Annotated in this window: 2 protein-coding genes; both read left to right on the top strand. The window is 32.4% G+C overall.

The genetic code is table 11. The features are described 5' to 3' along the window. Positions 1 to 226: 226 nt before the first annotated feature. Positions 227 to 1903 (top strand): ABC transporter substrate-binding protein, encoded by a 1677-nt coding sequence (locus tag VK998_RS00650; protein WP_325224342.1) that lies wholly within the window; start codon positions 227 to 229, stop codon positions 1901 to 1903. 85 nt (positions 1904 to 1988) lie between these two features. Beyond that, positions 1989 to 2729 (top strand): ABC transporter permease (locus VK998_RS00645; protein ID WP_325224340.1); only part of this gene is annotated, 741 nt, incomplete at its 3' end.

Below are 2729 nucleotides of genomic sequence, written 5' to 3'. Positions count from 1 at the left end.
ATGCATTGATAAGACAAGCTTTCAACCTCTCAAGAGGGAAACGATAACGTTTTCCTCTTGAAATGACATAATAATTATACTTGACAACCATATAATTATACTGTAGTATAGACAGAAATATAATGGTTTAAAGCTTTGCATAGCTAAATAAACAATATCTAAGCGAATAGAATTCTATTTAAAAGACACAGAATATTCAGAAAAACGAAAGAAGGGGGACGAAAACTTGAAAAAGAGAGTGTTTTTAAGTCTGTTGATTGTATTAATTCTTATATTATCTGCCTGTAGTAATTCAGGTGATAAATCATCAGGAGAAGATGGGGATAGTATATTAAGTGATGAAGAGATGGGGGAGCTTGTACCATCAATAACCATATTATCATCATTACCAGAAGACAATATGGTGAATTATGAAATGGCTAATGAAGTTGCCAATGAGTTACAAAAACTTGGCGTGGATATTAAAGCTGAACCTATAGATTTTGCAGTATTGATAGATACCATTTATGGAGAAGATAGTGATTATGATGCTTATACCATTGGATGGTCAGGTAGGGTGGAGAGATTAGATCCAGATATGTTCATCCATTCTATTAACCACTCAAAGAATGCTAACCCAGGTGGTAATAACACTGATAAATATAGAAGTGATGAATTTGATGCTGTAGCTGATGCTCAAAGGCAAGAAATGGACATTGAAAAAAGAAGAGAATTAGTGTTTGAAGCCCAGGAAATATTAGGAGAAGATGTACCTAGAATAACATTATATTCTCGTGCAAATGTACAAGCCTATAATAAGGATAAATTTAAAAATGTGGAAAATATTCCCGGAGAAGGTTTATTTAATGAATGGACTCCTATGGTTATTGAACCTATAACAGATGAAAAAGTATTAAAAGTAGCCAGTAATGTTAATTTAGATACATTAAACCCTATGAAGGCAAAATCAGTATACGAATGGAGAAACTTACGTCTTATTTATGATAAATTAGTAAGATTAACCCCAGAAATAGAACCGATGCCATGGGCTGCAACTAGTTGGGATATTGTAGATGATACTACTATTGATGTTCACTTAAGAGATGGGATGAACTTTCATGATGGTGAGCCTGTAACTGTGGAAGATGTTAAGTTTACATTCGAGGCTTTTATTGACAACAATGTAGAATATTTTATGTCATTTTTAGAGCCTATTGATACAGTTGAAATACTTGATGAAGATACAATTAGATTTAATTTAGAATATCCATATGCGCCATTTGTTACAAATACTTTGACTCAGATACCTATTTTACCAAAACATATATGGGAAAATATAGATGATCCAATTAATTATGATAATAGCAATCCAATAGGAAGTGGGCCTTTTGTATTTAAGAACTTTAGACCAGGAGAAGAGCTTGTAACAGATACCAACAGAGATTATTTTGAAGATATAAATATTGATGGTTATATATTTAATATATTTGGCTCTCCTGAAGGCGTATTGACTGCATTGGAATTAGGAGATATAGATTTAGTATCTTATGATTTAGTACCTGCACATATTGAACAAATAGATAATAATGAAGGTGGAAAATATGACCATTTAGAACTAACAAATGTAAATGATATTGGATTTTTCTATCTAGGAATGAATTTAGACAGAGCACCTTTTAATAATAAAGATTTTAGAATAGCAACTGCTCATCTTGTTGATTATGATTTGGCTGTGGATGTTCATTTAAATGGTTATGGTGGCCGAGGTGGTGCTGGACTAGTTATTAATTCAGTTAATGAGTTTTGGCATAATCCAAATGCGATAAAGTATGACGAATACGATCCAGAAAGGGCAAAAGAGATACTGGAAGAAGCAGGATTTACTTGGGATAGTGAAGGAAGATTACGTATGCCAAAAGAATAGAAAAGATTTGAAAGTGTTAATAACCATAAGGGTCGAAACTTTCGATTCTTATGGTTATATTTTAAAGAAGAAAGGAGTAGGATAAATGTTAAAATATACTACAAAACGTATAGCTATTATGCTAGTAATGATTATATTAATTTCTACTATGATATTTTTTCTATTTAGAGCAATGCCAGGAGATCCTACAGCATATATAGTAGATCCTTCAATGCCTAAAGAAGCAAGAGATCAAATGTTAGAAAGGTATGGGTTAAACGATAGTAAATGGAAACAATATACTATATTTATCAAAGATTTAGTTAGATTAGATTTTGGGGATTCTTTTTTCTATGGGAAACCAGTACTACAAATTATAAGAGAAAGAATGCCGGCAACTCTTATTTTAATGTTTACAGCAATGATACTTGCTTACTTAATAGGTGTGTTTGGGGGAGCTTGGATGGCGTGGAAAAGAGGCAGTAAAATGGAATCAACAGGCATAACTTTTGCTTTGATATTTCGTTCAGCTCCTACATTTTGGGTAGGGCTTATGGCTATTTTGCTTTTTGCTACTAAGCTACGTTGGTTTCCTGCTCAAGGTATGAGAACCTCTGGATATACAGGTGAAACCTTTAGTGAGATATTTTTAAGTATAGATTTTCTAAGACACTTAGTATTACCTTCTTTAGTAGCAGGGTTATATTTTGTAGCTACACCTTTATTAACTATGAGAAATAGCATGTTAGAAGTTTTATCTGAGGATTATATAGAGATGGCAAATGCCAAAGGATTAAAAGAAAAAACTGTTTTATATAAACATGCAGCGAGAAATGCATTATTGCCT

Source organism: Schnuerera sp., assembly GCF_035459645.1.
Classification (GTDB): domain Bacteria; phylum Bacillota; class Clostridia; order Tissierellales; family Tepidimicrobiaceae; genus Schnuerera.
This window is presented reverse-complemented; position numbering and strand designations above follow the sequence as displayed.